This window comes from Candidatus Dadabacteria bacterium, from assembly GCA_009837205.1.
Lineage (GTDB): Bacteria > Desulfobacterota_D > UBA1144 > Nemesobacterales > Nemesobacteraceae > Nemesobacter.
In genome coordinates this window covers 114,258-130,103 of record VXTZ01000026.1, presented here as the reverse complement: position 1 = coordinate 130,103, position 15,846 = coordinate 114,258, and the positions used below count along the sequence as shown (strand labels likewise).

Genomic DNA, 15,846 nt, shown 5'->3' with positions numbered 1-15,846 from the left:
GGCGGGTGATTTGACAACCTTTTTTTTATCCTTTAGGATTTTCACCCCCATGAGGATGGAGGTTTTGATTTTTTGCCAGGAATAACAGTAGGTAGCAGCGAAAGCATTGACAGCGCTTTAAAAAGGTTTAAGAAACAGGTTGAAAAGGGTGGGGTTCTTTCTGAAGTAAGGAAGAGAGAATACTACGAAAAACCGAGCGAAAAGAAAAAAAAGAAGCTGTTTGCCGCCAAAAAACGCAGTTCAAGCAGGAAAAGAAGATAAACCGTCTCAGTTTGACGGTTTTCATCGGAAGTTATTTCTGAAGGCCCCCCCCCGATTAAGCCGCTTTGAATGAAGAACTCTTCTTTCACATCAGCGATAGCGGATATAAAGGCAAAGCTCAGCATAGTAGACGTCATACAGGGCTTTGTTTCCCTTAAAAAATCTGGAAAGAACCATATCGGGCTCTGCCCGTTCCACGACGACAACAACCCTTCCATGCACGTAAATGATGAGAAGGGTTTTTTCCATTGCTTCAGCTGCGGAGCCGGAGGAGATGTATTTGGCTTCCTGATGAGATACAGCAATATAGGTTTCCGCGAAGCCTTAAAGGAACTTGCGCAGAAAGCCGGAGTCAGGCTCCCGGCTCCGCGTCCGCGCACCAGAAGTGAGAAGAAAAAAGAGGCCACTTCGGCCAGGTTTTTTGAGATAAATTCTCTTGTCTGTTCGTTTTACAGCAAGAACCTCCGCAGTTCAGCAAAAAACTCCGCGTGGGCTAGAGAGTACCTAGAATCAAGGGGAATCAGCTCGGAGATAATCGAGGAATTCAAGCTCGGTTTTGCCCCCGACAGATGGGATGCCGCTGTGAAATTCGCTTCAAAAAACAATATCGGTGTCAAGGAACTCGAAGAGCTTGGTCTTGTTGTTGCGAGGGAGAGCGGAAGCGGTCACTACGATCGGTTCCGAAACAGAATTATTTTCCCCATAAACGAGATAACAGGACGAATTTGCGGTTTTGGCGGCAGAACTCTGAGCGAAGACGAATCCAAACAGCCGAAATACATGAATTCCCCTGAATCCCCTGTTTTCGACAAAAGGAGCGTTCTCTACGGACTCTACCACTCGAAAAGTGAAATCGGAAGAAAACGGAAAGCCGTTTTGGTTGAAGGCTACATGGATTTCATAAAGCTCTACGCAAATGGAATACGCAACGTGGTTGCCACCTTGGGAACGGCCTTTACGAATGAGCACGCCAGATTTCTGCGACGTTTCTGCGAGGAGGTGGTGATTGTCTACGACGGTGATACCGCTGGGATACGTTCCGCCGTCCGGGCCGGAGAGATTCTTCTTGAGCAGGGGATTTCTTCAAGTATTTGCCGTATTCCCGATGGCCTCGACCCCGATGATTATCTGGAGGAGCATGGGCCTGAGAGCCTCGCCGAGCTGATCGCGGCCGCCGTTGATGTCTCGGATTTTATTATTGACGACACTTTTGCAAGGTACAGGGAAAAGAAAATGTCTTCCGGAGAGTCGATAAAATTTCTTGTGGACTTGGTTTCAAAAATAAAAGACCCGGTCCGAAGAGCTGAAGCTGTTTCCAAGGCAACGGGGCTTTTCGGGATAAGGGAGTCTGAGTTTCTCTCTCTGGTAAAAACCTCGAATCCGGGAAGAAACCGCGGGTCGCTTGCACCGACGACCTTGATTCCGGAAAAAAGCATTCATGAGAGAGAAATTGTGAGGATACTGCTTAAATTCCCCCACCTGATGAGCGCCGAAAAGATTGAGAATATTGGTAGGGATTTTGAAAATGGCGATTTAAAGGTTATTCTCAAGCGTGTGGGTGAAGGGGAGTTTACCGAAGTTTCCTCCCTGATGAGTTCTTTTGAGAAAATCGAGATGCAGCAACTGCTGAGCGAGTTAATTTTTTCTTCGGATGATTTGATAGACGACACGACTTCGGAGAAAATACTAAACGATTGCGTGAAGGAGCTTGAACTGAGAAATATAGCTTTTAAGCGTAATGAAGTAATAGAAAGAATCCGCAAGCAGCGTGATTCTTCTGATAAAACCCTTGAAAGAAAACTTGTTGAGCAATACAGGGATCTGGTGAGTATGGAAAAGACCATAAGAGGAACTGCAAGTTGAATCCAAACGACGAGACTAACGGGTTGAGGAGCGAAATCGACGGGCAGGACGAAGGGGAATTCTCTGAGTCCTCACAGAGTTTTCAAAATGCCCCGTCTGATTCTCGAGCGGAAGACAAGCTCAAACACGTAAAGAGCAATGATTCCGACCAAGACCCTATAAGATCGTACATTCTCGCTATTGCGCAGCACTCCCTCCTTTCCAAGGAGGAAGAGGTTGAGATAGCAAGACAGATTGAAAAAGGCAAAAAAATAATCGCAAGAATGATAATAGAGAACCCCTTCATGATGAAAAAGGTTCTCAAGCTCGAAGAAGAGATAAAAGAAGGGGCACTCGGTGCAGGCTACCAAGGCGAGGACGTAGAATTCCCCGCTGACGGCGAAACATATAGAAATTCCGCGAGGAACTTTCTTCCAATCAGAGAACTTTTTGCTGAGACCGAAGAACTGAGAAAAAAACTTGATACTTCAACTCTTTCAAATACCGAAAGAGCCAAGATCTCTAAACGAATCAGAAAGAATAACGAACGGACCGTAGAACTTCTTGACGAAATCGATTTCTCCTCTACGCAGGCCAACAGGATATACAACCTGGCCGTCGAATATGTGGACAGGATTGAGGGCGGGGATTGTGACTGCATGATGGATGGTTCAGACGATTCGATTGGCAATGGTTCGAAATCTGAATATTCCGAGGAGGAAATCGCTTCTCTTAAAAAGGTGCTTAGAAGGTTTGAAAGAGCAAAGAAGGCTACTAAGAAAGCCAGAAAAACACTTATCGAGTGCAACCTCAGGCTCGTAGTCAGTATAGCGAGAAAATACGTTAACAGAGGGTTGCCGTTTCTCGACCTGGTTCAAGAAGGCAATATGGGGTTGATGAAAGCGGTTGAAAAGTTCGAACATGGAATGGGATACAAATTTTCAACCTGCGCCACATGGTGGATAAAGCAAGCAATTACACGTGCAATAGCCGATCAGGGAAGTCTTATAAGGATTCCCGTTCACATGACCGAAAATATAAACAGGCTGAACAAGATCTCTAGATCCCTGATGCAGAAATTAGGGAGGGAACCCAGGCCGGAAGAGATAGCCGAGGCAATGGACATACCTCTTGATAAGGTCTTGAAGATCATGAAGGTGTCGCGTGACCCGATTTCCCTGGAGTCCCCGATTGGCGAGGACGATTGCAGGCTGATGGATATTATCTCGGACCCGGCTTCCACTTCTCCGCTTGACATGCTCGAAACCAAAGAATTGAACCGGATCATGCGCAACGCGCTCTGCACCAACCTCAGTAACGGGGAGGAAGGAGTCGTTAAAATGCGTTTTGGTATAGATGAGGACAAGGAATACACCCTTGAAGAAATAGGGAAAAAATTGAACGTTACCCGCGAGAGAATAAGGCAGATCGAGGTAAAGGCCATTAAGAAGCTCAAAAGGTTCGGAAGAGCTCTTCCAATACGGGGTTTTAATACTGACTGATATTTTAGCTTGACATTATTTTTTTCAGTGGTAATTTCTTCTTTCTAGGGTGGCTATGCTGAAGGGGAAGCACCCGGTCCCATCCCGAACCCGGAAGTTAAGTCCTTATAGGCCGATGATACTGCTCCTTTCAGGAGTGGGAAAGTAGGTGGCTGCCCTTTTTTTCTTCCCTTGCTTTCTCAAGTTTCCGGTGCCTGCGATGTCAAAGACCAACGTTGCCGTGTTTGTTTCCGGAAGCGGAACAAATCTTCAGGCGGTAATAGATTCCGGCATAGAATCCGCAAATATAGCCGTGGTTGTCTGTGATACTCTTGGAGTCATGGCGATTGAGAGGGCTAGGAAACACGGCATTCCCGTGGAGCTCGTAAAAGGCAGGGATTTTGAATCAAGGGAAGAGTTCGAAAGACAGATAGTCGCGAAAATCGACAGATATGACATAGGCCTTGTCGTACTTGCCGGGTTTATGAGGATACTTACTCCTTATTTCTTAGGCCGTTTCGCGAACCGTATCATCAACATTCATCCTTCCCTGCTTCCTTCTTTTCCGGGAACAAATTCAGTAAGACAGGCACTTGACTACGGAGTGAAACAAACGGGTTGCACAGTCCACTTCGTGAGGGAGGAAGTTGACGCGGGTCCCATTATTCTTCAGGCCGTTGTTCCGGTTACGGAGGAAGATACGGAAGAGACTCTGCTTGAGAAAATCCATGCTGAGGAATACAGGATACTGCCTGAAGCCATAAGGCTTTTCTGCGAGGGAAAACTGACTCTCAGTGGAAGAAAAGTCCTGATTTCCTTATGAGATCCGAGAAATCTCTAAATGCTTCTTCCAATGGCTTCGGCAACGGGGGCAGCTTTTTCCATCAGGTTTTTGAATGTTTTCGGTTTAAGCGACTGAGCTCCGTCACTAACGGCGGTCTCCGGGTTGTTATGAACCTCGACAATTACTCCGTCCGCTCCGGCGGCTATTGAGGCTAAGGTTACTGGAATTACGTACTGCCAGTAGCCGGTTCCATGGCTAGGGTCGGCGAAAACAGGCAGGTGGGTCTTTTCCTTGAGTACCGGGATAGCGTTCAGGTCAAAAGTATTTCTGGTCGCAGTCTCAAAGGTCCTTATCCCGCGTTCGCAGAGCATTACGTTACTGTTGCCCTCCGACAGTATATACTCTGCGCACATGAGGAATTCGTTTATGGTTGTTGACATCCCCCGTTTTAGCAGGACGGCCTTCTTTGATTTGCCGACATGTCTTAAAAGCGAGTAGTTTTGGGAATTTCTCGCTCCGATTTGAAGCACATCCGCGTATTCCTCGACCAGTTCAAGATCATCCGGGCTCATTATTTCGGTTACTATGGGCAGTCCGGTCACTTCTTTTGCCTTGATGAGAAGTTCCAGTCCCTCTTTTCCAAGACCCTGGAAAGAATAGGGAGAAGTTCTGGGCTTAAACGCGCCGCCTCTGAGCATTGACGCCCCTGAATCTTTTATGGAAGCTGCAATTGTCATTATCTGTTCTTCGCTTTCAACCGAGCACGGTCCTGCGATTATTGGGATATTCCTGTCCCCTACTGTAACGCCTTCCACATTGAAAACGGAGGTTTCATCGTTCACTTCCCTGCTTGTTAGCTTGTAGGGCTGAAGCACAGGAACGACCTTTTCGACTCCCTGTAGCTGTTTGAGAACGTCGAGGTCATGTGGCTTTCCTCTATCGTCTCCGACCACTCCGATGACAGTCCTGAGAATTCCCTCGATCGGATGCGGCGAATAGCCAAGTTCCTTTATAACGGATTTGACCTTGTCTATATCTTCCTTGGTCGCCTTTTGCTTCATTACTACTATCATTTAAAAAACCTCCATATTTTGTGCGGAACGGACAAACTTAATACATAGAACATTCTTAATGTCAATTATAATGTTTTTACATATCGACGTATTGAGCTTGTTTGCTAGGGAAGATTTAGAAAAACGGCGCTGAATATATCTTGCGAAGCTTCCCTGAAATGTTTTTCGAATTTCGTTTCTGTTTCTCCTCTTCGAGCCTCGACGAAACCGGGTGGAGGGTGCACGGGACGGAACAAGCGACTTCTTTTGAATTCGGACACTATCTGCTCAATGTAGCTCAACTGATCGGTCTTTATTACGGTCCTCCCGCTTCTCGTAAGCACTTTTGCCAGGCAGCTTATAAATTCCCGGTTGAACATTCTGTGTTTTGAATGTTTTTTCTTCGGCCAGGGGTCGGGGAAGTTCACCAAGACAAGATCAAACATTCTTTCTCTGAAGACCTGTCTGAGTGCGATCTCAGCTTCAATGTGGAGGAATTTTAAGTTTTCCAGGGAGAGCTCTTCCGCAGCACGCACCGCTTTTCGGAATCTTCCTCTCTTGATCTCGATACCAAGGTAGTTTCTGCTTGGGTCGCATTGCGCTGCGTTTATGAGAAATTCTCCTTCTCCAAAGCCGATCTCAAGTATTAGGGGTTTTTCGTCGCAGAAGATGTCTTTTTTGCCGATGGGAAGCGAAAACAAAGAGATGTCCATCGCAGGGTCGGTTAGCTTCATTTTCCGTGTCAGGATCTGAAAGCGGAAATTATGGTCTGCTCCCCGATCTTTATTCCGTAATCTCCCTCATGTTCTTTCATCTTGCCTATGCACTCGGGAAGCGACATTTCTATCTTGCCTTTTCTGGCTTTCTTGTCGATCTTCATGACATCGATTATTTTCCCCACGTTTACCCCGCGTGGAGGCTCAGTAGGAAGTCCCGCTCTCTGCAGAAGAAGGGTGAGCCTGCCCTGTTCTTCTTTGCTCCACCCTGTTTCACCCAGAGCGATTTCTCCCTCAATTGCCATTCCCGCGGAAATCGCTTCTCCGTGGGAGATTGTATAGTCGGATAACTGCTCGATTGCGTGGCCGACCGTGTGCCCGAAATTAAGGATTTTCCGCAGGTTCTGCTCCTTTTCGTCCTTCTCGACCACTTCCGCCTTGATCCTGCAGCTTGTCTCTATCACCTCGAGCAGCGTAGCGTCGTCGAAATCGTAGATTTTCTCGATATTTGCTTCTAGGTACTGGAAGAAATCCTCACTCCTTATTACACCGTATTTAATTATTTCGGCGAGTCCCTCCGCGAGTTGCTTCGGTTCAAGGGTTTTAAGCATGTCTGTGTCCACATACACCCGCCATGGTTGATAGAAGGAACCGATGAGGTTTTTTCCGTGAGGGGTGTCTACAGCAGTTTTTCCTCCCACCGAACTGTCAACGCAGGCAACTAGGCTTGTCGGCACCTGAACGCAGGGTACTCCCCTCATGTAAGTGGCGGCCACGAATCCTGCTATATCTCCCACGACCCCGCCGCCGAGTGCTATGACCGAAGAATCCCTGCCGAATCCCGATTCGAGCATCTTGTCTTCTATGAAGGACTTGATTTCTCTGGTTTTGCTTTGCTCTCCCGCCGGAAAAACAATCATACTGACTTCTGGGAGCACTTCCCCAAGATCGCTCAGAAGTTTTGCTCCATAGAGATCCGCCACGTTTGAATCGGTTACTAGGGCATGGGAATGAGCTATGGATGCCTCGACCAGATCGCCGGCAATCTGGCTCAGAAGACCTTGGCCGATCAGGATTTCATAGGAGTTATCTTCGTTTGACCTGACTTTGACTTGTATCTTTTTCAATTTTTACCCCGGCATTTTAAGTAGGGACCAGACCGGGTGGGGGGAAAGAGCCTCGGCCCCCTTGAGTCCCGTAAGTTCTACAAGAAAGAGGTACCCGGCGACGCTTCCGCCTAGTTCTTCCACTAGGCGCCCGGTACTGTGCGCTGTTCCCCCCGTGGCCAGGAGATCATCGACGATTACTGCTCTGCTTTTACCGTTTATCGCGTCTTTGTGAATTTCCAGAACGTCTTTTCCATACTCAAGGTCATATGAAACGCTTGCGGTGTCGCTTGGCAACTTGCCGGGCTTCCTCACTAGGATCAATTCTTTTCCAAGCTTATAGGATAAGGCGGAAGCGAAGATAAAACCTCGGCTCTCGGGCGCGACAAATGAGGTTATCTCCTTGCCGGCGAGCATTTCCGCCATCATGTCAACGGATTTTTGAAAAGCTCCGGCGTTTTTAATCAGCGTGGTTATATCGTAGAAAAGTATTCCCTTACTCGGGAAATCGGGAACGCGTCTTATGTAACTTCCTATCTCTTCCAGTGCCATTTCTTTTTGCTTGTTCGGGGAGGTTTTCATCAGGCCCTTTTCCTGAGGGAGGATAGCTCAAAGGCTGTTCTCACTGCTTCTTCCGGAGTTTCGCATTTGATAATTTCCTCAGAGACATCCCAGGTGTCAAGCCCGATAACGGGAATTCCGGACTTAAGTGCGAACGATATCTCCGACAGGGTGCCGAAACTGCCTCCAATGGCGATTATAGAATGGCTTGACTTTGCTACTATCACGTTTCTTGCTTCACCCATCCCTGTAACTATTGGTATGTCGATGAATCTGTTGGCCAAGGAGGCTTCGGGTCCGGGGAGGATCCCGATTGTGGTGCCTCCGGCTGATTTTGCTCCTCGGCACGCGGCTTCCATAACTCCTCCCATTCCGCCGCAAAGCAGAAAACAATCCCCTTTGGCAATAAGAACTCCGACCTCTTCCGAAGTTCTTTCTTCCTTCTCACTTGCGTTAGCTGCTCCGATTACTCCTATGATCGTTTCCATTAAAGTTTCACCGTGCTGCGTTTAACAAGCTTGTATAAAACAGTTAGAATCACAGGTTCCAAAGTATACCACGGGTTTAAGCGGTTTATATCACGGGAAAACCTTATGCATTGCGCGAAAATTTGGCTGACGCTTATTTTTTCAGTTTGCTTCTTCTTTCCCTTTCCTCTTGAGGGAAGCCAAGTGAATCTCAGGATTCCTCACGGTTTTGAATTCGGGATTTCTAAAAAAGACGCACTTAATCTGATCGAATCTTCCAAACTCAAGGTTATTTCTGATCGCGAGTACTCAAACGATCTACGAAAAGTTGTTCTGGACGGTTCCTTGTCCGGAGTTGCTCTTGACCCGCCGCCCGACCATGAAACCCGGCTTGAATTTTATAAAGACAATCTTATGTCAAGTTCCATCTTATTCAGTTTTGAGGATGAGACCCGTTTTGCGTTCGCAAAAAGCGAACTTGTCGGTGATCTTGCTAATGTTCTCGGCGACGCTTTCGAGCGGGAGAAGATGTTCTCTTACGAGGTTCTGTCGTGGAATCTTTCGGACACAGTAGTACTTGCAAACGTGAACTCTAAAAAAAGAACAATAGAAATTGAATATATTCATAAACCTGTTCTGGAAAAAAAGACGGCGAAGGATCTGCGCCGCAAACGCAGGGAGGATCCAGGAGATCCTGCCAGGCAGATGTTTATTGATAGTAACTTTTCAGCGCAGAAAAAGCGCTAGCCCGTAAAAACAGTGGTTTTTCCCTTGGGTCTTGCGACCTGCCTCGAGTAAAAAACTGGATTAGTTGAATTTGAGAGCACGTCTATACTCACACAGCACGAGAAAGCGACGCGGTCCTCCCTGTTTTTCTCTTTGCGCTTTACGAAGGTCTTCCGTAAAGGTTCAGAAGCGTTCCTATGTGGAAAGCCAAGGCTACGTATATACCGCAGAGAAAAAGCTTCTGATAGCCGGCAAGGTACTTGTTTACTAGGAATATAAGCGAGAGAAGTAGCAGGAACCACCCTATGGTTTCCAAAATTAGATGCGTAAGCCTCTGTACAGGCACTTCAGAACTCCCACTGGCCCTTGATCTGAAGACCTCCGGCAACTGCATGAAAACAAGGGAGAAGAAAGTTCCCAGTATATATGTGCCGGCGAAAAATCCGACCAAGACAAACAGAATGAGCAACAAAAGCTCCATGGTTAAACGACCTCGGTAAAAATAATATCATATTGCCGTATTATTATGTATAAGCGGTCTTGTTTTTTCCCGCTATACATGCGAATTGCTGCTTCTTAGGCGGTGCGGGTTCGGCAATTTTGTCAATTGTCTCCTAGTCCGGAATCGCTCTGCATGTGGTTTTACGCGCACGGCCGGTTATCGTTGATTCTTGTACAGCTAAAGTGTCTGCGTCTGTTTCTAACCCGCCGGTTTTTTCGGTTTGTTCTTGTCAAAGTCAATTTGTCCTTGTTAACATTAATGGAAATGGATAGTCCTATATCTTCTTTTTCTGACCGCAACTATAGCAGCAACTTCCCGCGCGAACTCCTTTGCATACCTCAAAGCGTCGCCTTTTTGCTCTCGGGGCTTTTTTTTCTTCTCGTCCTTTTTCCCTTGGCTTTGGATGTTAGAGCCGAGGAAGCGGAGAAGGACGAAACGGTTTTTATCTCCGGGATCAAGATAAAGGGGTTAAAAGACATAGAACTCGAGAGAATAAAGGACTCCATGATAACTCCTTTTCCCTCAAGGAGACCTTGGAGAAAACGTCCGGAATTCAACGAGCAGTTCCTTGAGGACGATATAAAAAGAATAGAGCAGGTTCTCAGGGAACATGGTTATTACGGTTCCACAGTAACCCATACCTTAGATTTCCGGGATGGAAACCGAAAAGTGGATATAGAAATAAGGGTGGAGCAAGGGGATCCCGTAATAGTGAAGACTTTGAACATAGCGGTTCTCGGTAACCACCCGGACGATTACGTCTCCGATGTCGCCGAGGTAATCCTCTTGGAAGAGGGGAAACCTTTTTCCCAGATAAGCTACCAGAGGTCAAAAGTTCTTATCACGGAGTTGTTCTCCGATAGGGGTTATCCTCTGCCGGATGTAAAATCCGAAGCGATTGTGAGCCTGAGGAGCAGAGAGGTTAATGTTGAATTCATCATCGACCCGGGCCAGGAATATTATTTCGGCGACGTGATGTTCAGGGGAAATTCCGATATTGCCACCAGACTTCTCGAACGGGAGATAGAGTACGAGCAAGGGGACCTGTTTTCTCTCAAAGAAACTCAGAAATCGCGGGCGAACATTTTTGAAACCGGACTTTTCAATTCCGTTATAGTGGATACTGAATACGACCGGCGGAACTTCGAGGTTCGGACTATATACAGCGTTACTGAAAGGAAACTCGGAACGATAAGGCTTGGAGTTGGATACGCCACGGAGGACAATCTAAGGGCGCAGCTATCTTGGAACCAGAGGAATTTTTTTGACGGCGGAAGGATCCTTCAGGTCACTTCCAGTTATTCATCCCTGACACGGGGTTTACTGGCCAGACTTGATCAGCCCCACTTAGTCGGCAGAAACTCCAGTCTTGCTTTTTTGCTTGACGTGAGAAGGGATGATTTTCCGGGCTATGAGGGCTTGAGTTTCGATTTCAACAGTACCTTGTCCAAGGAGTTTTTTGATTATCTCACACTTTTCAGTTCCCTGAACGTCGTATTTGCGAATATAGACTCTCAGGTGGTAAGAACGCCGATTGAAAGTGCCCGCGACAGCGTTTTCCTGACGGCTGTTGATCTGGGAATTGAGTATGACCTGACCGACAGCCTTATAAATCCTACCAGTGGAATGCGGCTGTTTTTCTTCATGGAAAGACCGATTCAGACCACTAGCTCCGCCCGCACCGATTACCTGAAGTTTCTGGCCGAGTTAAGGTACTACAAGAGTGTTTCCGGGATCGTTCTGGGAAAAAGGGCGACGATTGGAAATATAAGCACACTTGGGGGAACTGACCCGCTTAACGTGCCGATCTTCAAAAGATTCTTCGCCGGAGGCAGTGCAAGCATGAGGGGTTATTCATTTCAGCATCTGAGTCCGCTTAATTCGGATCGGGATCCTCTTGGGGGCAACTCTATTATCATTGGCAACGCTGAAGCCCGCTTCGGACTTTTTAACAAGCTTGGAGCGGTAATTTTCTTCGATTACGGAAATGTTTATTCAAAGAGTTTCGGTTTCAGTGCTTCCAACCTGAAGTACGCGGCCGGTGCCGGATTGAGATACCATACGATTATCGGGCCGATCAGGGCGGATTTCGGCTACCTTCTAAACCCCGAGGATGAGGAAAGAGACGACAGATTCAAGATTTTTATAAGCATAGGGCAGGCTTTTTAGTAGCCGTGGGCGCCCTGAAGAAGCTTCCTAACTCCCCTTGCCGCCTGAGTTATTCTGTTTTCGTTCTCAACAAGTGCAAGTCTTACGAATCCTTCTCCGTAGTTTCCGAATCCCACTCCGGGGGATACGGCGACTTTTGATTTCTCTATAAGAAGTTTCGAGAATTCAAGCGACCCCATTTCCGCAAACTCTTCAGGTATCTGTGCCCATACGAACATGGTGGCTTTCGGTTTTGGGATTTCCCATCCGGCCCTTGCGAATGATTCGATCAGCTTGTCTCTTCTGGACCTGTAGGTTTCCCTTATGCGCTCTACAGGTTCCTGAGGTCCGTTGAGAGCGGTAATTGCGGCTATCTGGATCGGCTGGAATATTCCGTAGTCAAGGTAACTTTTTATCCTTTTGAGCGCGGAAACGATTTCTGGATTTCCCACCATGAAGCCTACCCTCCAGCCGGGCATGCTGTAGGTTTTGGAAAGTGAATAGAATTCCACCGCAACGTCTTTGGCTCCCTTTACCTGCATTATGCTCGGGGCCTTGTATCCGTCATAACACAGCTCTGCGTAAACCAGATCATGCACTACTATAAGACCCGTCTCACGTGCCAGGTCACAGATTTTCTCGAAGAAATCAAGGTCCATGACTTGTGTTGTCGGGTTGTTGGGGAATGAAAGAATAAGGACTTTGGGTTTTGGCCACACTTCCTTTATCGCTTTTTCTATTGACTGTATCAAGTCTTCTTTCTTCCCCATGGGACAACTGTGAGTGTCTCCTCTTGCTATGATTACGGAGTAGCTGTGTATCGGGTAGGAGGGATTTGGAACTATCGCCATATCTCCTGGGGAGAGTATGGAGACCATTAAATGCGATATGCCTTCTTTTGATCCTATCGTGACGACGGCTTCGGAATCCGGGTCAAGGTCAACATCGTATTTTCTTCTGTACCAGTCGGTTATGGCCAGACGAAGTTTGGGCAGTCCGGCGGAAGCGGAGTATCTGTGGTTTCTGGGTTCACTTACTGCCTCGCGCAGTTTCTCCACTATGTGGTCCGGCGTTGCCTGATCAGGGTTCCCCATGCCGAGGTCGATTATATCCTCTCCTCTGGCGCGTGCTTTGTGTTTAAGTTCGTTGACTACGCCTAGCACGTAAGGGGGAAGTCGGTTTATCAGGGAAAAATTATAATCCGGCCGGTTCATCGTATCTGCCTGTTTTTTGGTGGCACTATTTTATTATAACCGCTTATAATCTCAAGACTGCGGCCGGTAAAACGGGTATTTCCGGCATGTCGGTGTCTGCGAGGGAATCCGTTATGGTAAAATAGAACCTTATGATCTGGGTCAGATTCGCCGTCTTGATTGCGTTTTTTGCGGTCGGTTGCTCTTTTTCTTCAGGTTCCCCGAAGTGGGAAAGCCGGGATTTTCAGCGGCCCAAGTCGACGCATACCGTACAGTACGGCAAGGCTTCCTGGTACGGGGACAAGGAACATGGCAAGAGGTCCGCAAGTGGCGAGGTATTCAATAGAAATGCCTATACCGCGGCGCACAAGGAGCTTCCTTTTGGTACCGTCGTGCGTGTTACCAATCGCGAGAATGGCAGGCAGGTAAGGGTCAGGATAAATGACAGGGGTCCTTACATAAGGGGCAGGGTGATAGATCTCTCATATGCGGCCGCGAAAGCCATCGGACTTGTTAGAAGTGGTGTTGCGGAAGTGAAAGTAGAAGTGCTGTCGACACCCTCTGAAAGGTCAGAAAGCCTTTTTGTCTCCCTCTACACAGTCCAAGCCGGTTCTTTTCGAAACAAGGCGGCGGCCAATGAACTCAAAAGAAAGCTTTCGCGTGTCACGGACGAGGATGTGAGGGTGGAATCTTTTGCTTTTGAGGGGGATACTTATTACAGGGTGAGGGTTGGCAGGTTCAAGAAAAGGAAAGATGCCGAGACGCTTCGCGTAGTTTTGAGGAAGCGGGGATACTCAGCCAGAATATATGTTGAGTGATCCCCTAGCGGTTTCGAAAAAGAGATAGAGTCGAATAATGAAAAAACTGAGAACAGCTGATTTTCGTAAGATGAAGGAGCAGGGTGAGAAAATCGCCATGATAACGGCGTACGATGCTACCATTGCCGCGATAGTGGACGCAGCGGGAGTAGATGTGGTTCTGGTTGGAGATTCTCTAGGCAATGTGGTTCAGGGCCTTGAAGATACGCTTTCGGTTACGCTGGATGAAATGATTTATCACACGAAGATTGTTTCAAGAGGTGTGAACCGGGCCCATCTGTGCACGGATATGCCCTTTCTTTCCTATCAGAAATCTCCCGAAGATGCTATAGAGAGCGCCGGAAGACTTTTAAAGGAAGGGAGGGCTGAGTCGGTTAAGCTTGAGGTAAATGATGCATACGTCGATACCGTGTACCGCATCCAGAAAGCCGGGATTCCCGTTGTTGCTCATATAGGGCTTTGTCCGCAGTCTGTTCACGTAATGGGTGGTTACAAGGTACAGGGAAGTCTGCCGGGCGAGCGCGAAACGCTTTTGGATCTCGCCAAGTCCTGTGAGCAGGCGGGCGCTTTCATGGTGGTTATCGAAAGCGTTTTGTCTGAGGTGGCCAGAGATGTTACCGAGAGTCTAGGAATACCGACAGTCGGGATAGGGTCCGGGGGGGATTGCGACGGACAGGTGCTTGTTGTAAACGACATGATAGGCCTGACGCCGGAGCCACTCCCCAAGTTCGTCAAGAAATACGCGAAGGTTGCAAAGACAATCTCCGATTCAACAAAAAAATACGTGAAAGAGGTAAAAAAAGGGACTTTTCCTTCGCAGGAGCAGTCTTATGGATAGTGCGGGGGCGCTTTCTGTGCTCAACTGCCCTTCCGACATGAAGAAGATTTCCGATGCTTGCAGGGAAGCGGGCAAGAAACTCGGCTTTGTTCCCACTATGGGGGCCCTGCACACAGGGCATATTACCCTCGTGGAGGAATCGGTTAGAAGGGCGGACGTGACGGTCGCAAGTGTTTTTGTTAACCCCACTCAGTTCGGACCCGGTGAGGACTTTGATCGTTACGAAAGGGACTACGAAGGCGACGTGGAAAAACTCGCGCGCTGCGGCGTTAACTATCTGTTTTATCCGGATATAAGCGATATTTATCCCGACGGCTTTCAGACCACGGTTTCTGTGGGAAATCTTGGGGACTGCCTCTGCGGTCCTTTCAGGCCGGGGCATTTTGACGGGGTAGCGACGGTTGTGCTTAAGCTGTTTAACATTGTCCGTCCGGATTTTGCGGTGTTTGGAAGAAAGGACTACCAGCAGCTTAAGATTGTTCAGAAGATGGTACGGGATTTTGATATGGACATCGAGATAGTGGAAATGCCGATAGTACGGGAACCTGACGGACTTGCCATGAGCTCAAGAAACGCTTACCTCAGCGCGGAGCAGAGAATCAAGGCGGCTTCGGTGAGCAAAGCCCTGGGAGAGATCAGAAAGAAGTTCAAAAGCGGTTGCGGTGACTGCAAAATTCTGCTTGCCGAGGCAGACAGGGTATTGCGTATGGCTCAAATTAATGATATTGATTATATTGAGATAAGAGACCCTGAAACCCTAGAGCTCCGGCACAGAGCTGCGGAGGGTGATTTGGTGGCGCTGGCCGTGAGGCTGGACGATACCAGGCTTATCGATAATATTGTGCTTTAAGAGGTTGGTAATGCAGAGAGTACTCCTTAAATCCAAACTACACAGAGTTACGGTAACTGATGCCGAGTTGGATTATGAAGGGAGTCTTACGCTTGATAGAAATCTCATGGACGCAGCGGATCTGTTTCCCTATGAAGAGGTTCACATTTTCAATCTGACCAATGGCCACCGTTTTTCAACCTACGTGATTGAAGGCGCGAGAGGTTCAAACATAGTTTGTGTAAACGGTGCGGCGGCGCATCTTGCGAGAAAAGGCGATTGCTTGATAATAGCGGATTTTGCAATCTATGATGAAGAACAGAGCCAAACACACAGACCCAAGCTTATATACGTTGATGAGATGAACAATATAATCAGCATAAAATCTGGAATTAACGGTCTTAAACTTGCGACCGATGGGTGACTTCCCCTTGTTTCAGCCAAAACCCGCGTAAGACTTGCGGATTAAAGCCCTGTTTGACATACCTAGCTCCTATAGTTACATTAGCTCCCGGAGGATGT

General features: G+C 47.7%; 17 protein-coding genes and 1 rRNA gene. 11 read left to right on the top strand and 7 right to left on the bottom strand.

Annotation, left to right across the window (positions count from 1 at the left end; genetic code table 11):
- The first annotated feature begins 72 nt into the window (after window positions 1–72).
- The 5 genes from F4Z13_06685 to F4Z13_06665 all read left to right on the top strand — a co-directional run bounded on the left by F4Z13_06685 (window position 73) and on the right by F4Z13_06665 (window position 4,407).
- Window positions 73–261 (top strand): 30S ribosomal protein S21, encoded by a 189-nt coding sequence (locus F4Z13_06685; protein ID MXZ48911.1) that lies wholly within the window; start codon window positions 73–75, stop codon window positions 259–261.
- Between the two features lie 69 nt (window positions 262–330).
- Window positions 331–2,124 carry a DNA primase gene (gene dnaG, locus F4Z13_06680; GenBank protein ID MXZ48910.1) on the top strand — a complete coding sequence of 598 codons (1,794 nt, stop codon included), beginning with the start codon at window positions 331–333 and terminating at the stop codon, window positions 2,122–2,124.
- Entirely contained in the window at window positions 2,121–3,605 is a 1,485-nt protein-coding gene (locus F4Z13_06675; GenBank protein MXZ48909.1) for a sigma-70 family RNA polymerase sigma factor, read from the top strand. Before dnaG ends, F4Z13_06675 begins: the two co-directional genes overlap by 4 nt.
- Before the next feature lie 45 nt (window positions 3,606–3,650).
- Window positions 3,651–3,766, top strand: a 5S ribosomal RNA gene (rrf, locus tag F4Z13_06670).
- Window positions 3,767–3,804: 38 nt separating this feature from the next.
- Window positions 3,805–4,407, top strand: coding sequence for a phosphoribosylglycinamide formyltransferase (locus F4Z13_06665; GenBank protein ID MXZ48908.1), 603 nt, complete (start codon window positions 3,805–3,807; stop codon window positions 4,405–4,407).
- A 14-nt stretch (window positions 4,408–4,421) separates the two neighbouring features.
- On the opposite strand, the gene aroF is transcribed toward F4Z13_06665, so the two are convergent.
- The 5 genes from aroF to F4Z13_06640 all read right to left on the bottom strand — a co-directional run bounded on the left by aroF (window position 4,422) and on the right by F4Z13_06640 (window position 8,291).
- Window positions 4,422–5,441 (bottom strand): 3-deoxy-7-phosphoheptulonate synthase, encoded by a 1,020-nt coding sequence (gene aroF / locus F4Z13_06660; protein MXZ48907.1) that lies wholly within the window; start codon window positions 5,439–5,441, stop codon window positions 4,422–4,424.
- Between the two features lie 104 nt (window positions 5,442–5,545).
- Entirely contained in the window at window positions 5,546–6,154 is a 609-nt protein-coding gene (gene trmB / locus F4Z13_06655) for a tRNA (guanosine(46)-N7)-methyltransferase TrmB (GenBank protein ID MXZ48906.1), read from the bottom strand.
- 8 nt (window positions 6,155–6,162) lie between these two features.
- On the bottom strand, window positions 6,163–7,263 hold the full coding sequence (gene aroB, locus F4Z13_06650; GenBank protein MXZ48905.1) for a 3-dehydroquinate synthase: 1,101 nt from the start codon (window positions 7,261–7,263) through the stop codon (window positions 6,163–6,165).
- Window positions 7,264–7,266: 3 nt separating this feature from the next.
- A complete protein-coding gene (locus tag F4Z13_06645) occupies window positions 7,267–7,794 on the bottom strand; it encodes an adenine phosphoribosyltransferase (protein ID MXZ48904.1) in 528 nt (175 codons plus the stop codon).
- 29 nt (window positions 7,795–7,823) lie between these two features.
- On the bottom strand, window positions 7,824–8,291 hold the full coding sequence (locus tag F4Z13_06640; GenBank protein ID MXZ48903.1) for a TIGR00725 family protein: 468 nt from the start codon (window positions 8,289–8,291) through the stop codon (window positions 7,824–7,826).
- 183 nt (window positions 8,292–8,474) lie between these two features.
- On the opposite strand from F4Z13_06640, the gene F4Z13_06635 reads away from it, so the two are divergent.
- Window positions 8,475–9,017, top strand: coding sequence for a hypothetical protein (locus F4Z13_06635; GenBank protein MXZ48902.1), 543 nt, complete (start codon window positions 8,475–8,477; stop codon window positions 9,015–9,017).
- Between the two features lie 139 nt (window positions 9,018–9,156).
- Here F4Z13_06635 and F4Z13_06630 read toward each other — a convergent pair whose 3' ends face one another.
- Window positions 9,157–9,477 (bottom strand): hypothetical protein, encoded by a 321-nt coding sequence (locus F4Z13_06630; protein MXZ48901.1) that lies wholly within the window; start codon window positions 9,475–9,477, stop codon window positions 9,157–9,159.
- A gap of 153 nt (window positions 9,478–9,630) precedes the next feature.
- Here F4Z13_06630 and F4Z13_06625 point away from each other — a divergent pair, with 153 nt between their 5' ends.
- On the top strand, window positions 9,631–11,667 hold the full coding sequence (locus F4Z13_06625) for a BamA/TamA family outer membrane protein (GenBank protein MXZ48900.1): 2,037 nt from the start codon (window positions 9,631–9,633) through the stop codon (window positions 11,665–11,667).
- Here F4Z13_06625 and F4Z13_06620 read toward each other — a convergent pair.
- Complete coding sequence (locus F4Z13_06620; GenBank protein MXZ48899.1) at window positions 11,664–12,860, bottom strand: aminotransferase class I/II-fold pyridoxal phosphate-dependent enzyme; 1,197 nt, start codon at window positions 12,858–12,860, stop codon at window positions 11,664–11,666. The genes F4Z13_06625 and F4Z13_06620 overlap by 4 nt on opposite strands.
- Window positions 12,861–12,991: 131 nt before the next feature.
- Here F4Z13_06620 and F4Z13_06615 point away from each other — a divergent pair, with 131 nt between their 5' ends.
- The 4 genes from F4Z13_06615 to F4Z13_06600 are packed head-to-tail and all read left to right on the top strand — an operon-like array spanning window position 12,992 to window position 15,748.
- Entirely contained in the window at window positions 12,992–13,657 is a 666-nt protein-coding gene (locus F4Z13_06615) for a septal ring lytic transglycosylase RlpA family protein (protein ID MXZ48898.1), read from the top strand.
- Window positions 13,658–13,694: 37 nt separating this feature from the next.
- On the top strand, window positions 13,695–14,495 hold the full coding sequence (gene panB / locus F4Z13_06610; protein ID MXZ48897.1) for a 3-methyl-2-oxobutanoate hydroxymethyltransferase: 801 nt from the start codon (window positions 13,695–13,697) through the stop codon (window positions 14,493–14,495).
- Entirely contained in the window at window positions 14,488–15,345 is an 858-nt protein-coding gene (locus F4Z13_06605; GenBank protein ID MXZ48896.1) for a pantoate--beta-alanine ligase, read from the top strand. Before panB ends, F4Z13_06605 begins: the two co-directional genes overlap by 8 nt.
- A 10-nt stretch (window positions 15,346–15,355) precedes the next feature.
- Entirely contained in the window at window positions 15,356–15,748 is a 393-nt protein-coding gene (locus F4Z13_06600) for an aspartate 1-decarboxylase (protein ID MXZ48895.1), read from the top strand.
- The last annotated feature ends 98 nt before the right edge of the window (window positions 15,749–15,846 follow it).

What these genes read in the sequence shown, in the direction of transcription:
- aroF (MXZ48907.1), bottom strand. Translation starts at nt 5,441, where the DNA reads ATGATAGTAGTAATGAAGCAAAAGGCGACCAAGGAAGATATAGACAAG.
- F4Z13_06630 (MXZ48901.1), bottom strand. Translation starts at nt 9,477, where the DNA reads ATGGAGCTTTTGTTGCTCATTCTGTTTGTCTTGGTCGGATTTTTCGCC.
- dnaG (MXZ48910.1), top strand. Translation starts at nt 331, where the DNA reads ATGAAGAACTCTTCTTTCACATCAGCGATAGCGGATATAAAGGCAAAG.
- F4Z13_06665 (MXZ48908.1), top strand. Translation starts at nt 3,805, where the DNA reads ATGTCAAAGACCAACGTTGCCGTGTTTGTTTCCGGAAGCGGAACAAAT.
- F4Z13_06640 (MXZ48903.1), bottom strand. Translation starts at nt 8,291, where the DNA reads ATGGAAACGATCATAGGAGTAATCGGAGCAGCTAACGCAAGTGAGAAG.
- F4Z13_06605 (MXZ48896.1), top strand. Translation starts at nt 14,488, where the DNA reads ATGGATAGTGCGGGGGCGCTTTCTGTGCTCAACTGCCCTTCCGACATG.
- F4Z13_06620 (MXZ48899.1), bottom strand. Translation starts at nt 12,860, where the DNA reads ATGAACCGGCCGGATTATAATTTTTCCCTGATAAACCGACTTCCCCCT.
- F4Z13_06615 (MXZ48898.1), top strand. Translation starts at nt 12,992, where the DNA reads ATGATCTGGGTCAGATTCGCCGTCTTGATTGCGTTTTTTGCGGTCGGT.
- F4Z13_06645 (MXZ48904.1), bottom strand. Translation starts at nt 7,794, where the DNA reads ATGGCACTGGAAGAGATAGGAAGTTACATAAGACGCGTTCCCGATTTC.
- trmB (MXZ48906.1), bottom strand. Translation starts at nt 6,154, where the DNA reads ATGAAGCTAACCGACCCTGCGATGGACATCTCTTTGTTTTCGCTTCCC.
- panB (MXZ48897.1), top strand. Translation starts at nt 13,695, where the DNA reads ATGAAAAAACTGAGAACAGCTGATTTTCGTAAGATGAAGGAGCAGGGT.
- F4Z13_06600 (MXZ48895.1), top strand. Translation starts at nt 15,356, where the DNA reads ATGCAGAGAGTACTCCTTAAATCCAAACTACACAGAGTTACGGTAACT.
- F4Z13_06625 (MXZ48900.1), top strand. Translation starts at nt 9,631, where the DNA reads ATGTGGTTTTACGCGCACGGCCGGTTATCGTTGATTCTTGTACAGCTA.